The organism is Oleiphilus sp. HI0066, assembly GCF_001635725.1.
Map to the genome: position 1 here is coordinate 1 of NZ_LWFH01001392.1, position 1049 is coordinate 1049.

General features: G+C 46.3%; 3 protein-coding genes. All 3 read left to right on the forward strand.

Annotated features, from left to right (window positions below):
* A partial coding sequence (locus A3738_RS20980) for a hypothetical protein (RefSeq protein ID WP_156504390.1) occupies positions 1–236 on the forward strand: 236 nt, incomplete at its 5' end.
* A 15-nt stretch (positions 237–251) separates the two neighbouring features.
* Positions 252–728: a type IV pilus modification protein PilV gene (pilV, locus tag A3738_RS20985; RefSeq protein WP_197472083.1), complete on the forward strand. Its 477-nt coding sequence runs from the start codon at positions 252–254 to the stop codon at positions 726–728.
* A 13-nt stretch (positions 729–741) separates the two neighbouring features.
* The coding region (locus A3738_RS20990) for a prepilin-type N-terminal cleavage/methylation domain-containing protein (protein ID WP_156504391.1) at positions 742–1049 on the forward strand (308 nt) is incomplete at its 3' end.

Consider the following 1049-nt stretch of genomic DNA (forward strand, 5'->3'; position numbering starts at 1 on the left):
TAGATCTTGATGGCGATGCGATCTTTGATGCCAACGAAGAGATCCGACGTTTCGATGCCATTGACGGTGCACTTACCTTAACAGGCACCGCTGGTACTTTTAGTTTCAACGGCGCTGGTTTTGCAACACCTGCGATCAGCTTCAATCTATGTACTGCTCAAGCAGGCTTAGATGATCGTCAGATAGCCGTGGCTTTGTCGGGTCGCGTGAACGTGAATAATTTTACCTGTCCTTAATGAGTGATGAATGACATGAGACAACTTACCTTTACAGGCAAACATCATCAGCAAGGTCTCTCTATGATTGAGATTATGGTGGCGATGCTAATTCTAGCAGTTGGTTTATTAGGCATGGCGAGTATGCAGGTGAGAGCTGTGCAAGACACCTCAAACTCAAGTTATCGCGGTGTTGCACTGTACTATGCCAATGATATGGCTGATCGTATGCGCGCGAACAGCGAAGGCGTTGATAATGGCGATTATGGTGATGGAACGGGAGGCAGTGCCAAAGCAAATTGCCTGAATACAACAGGATGTTCTTCTGCAGATATGGCGATCAATGATCGATTTGAGTGGCAAGCAAATCTAGCAAGATCTCTCCCGGCAGGTCAGGGTTCTATTGCTTTGAATGGCAGCGTTTATACCGTAAGGGTGCAGTGGACAGACCGTGTCGAGCAAGGTACAACGAGCATCGCGACAAGCTCTATTGATCTTTCATTTGAGCCTTAAGGAGTAGAGCACTATGACACAACATTCGAAACAACAAGGCTTATCACTTGTTGAATTGCTCGTTGCCTTGGCGTTGAGTTCTTTCCTATTGCTTGGTTTATTCCAAATTTTTAATAGCAATAGTCAGGCTTTCAATCTTCAAGGTGGAGTTGCACGCGTTCAAGAAAGCGGTCGTATCTCGATGGAGTTTTTGTCTCGTGGAGTGCGTGCTGCAGCGTTTCTTGGCTGTGCATCGGGAGATGCGAGTTCACCATTCACCAATGGAGCAGACACGAGCGAATTCTCGAATGTAGCATTTCGAAACGAGCTAATTCGTTTCAA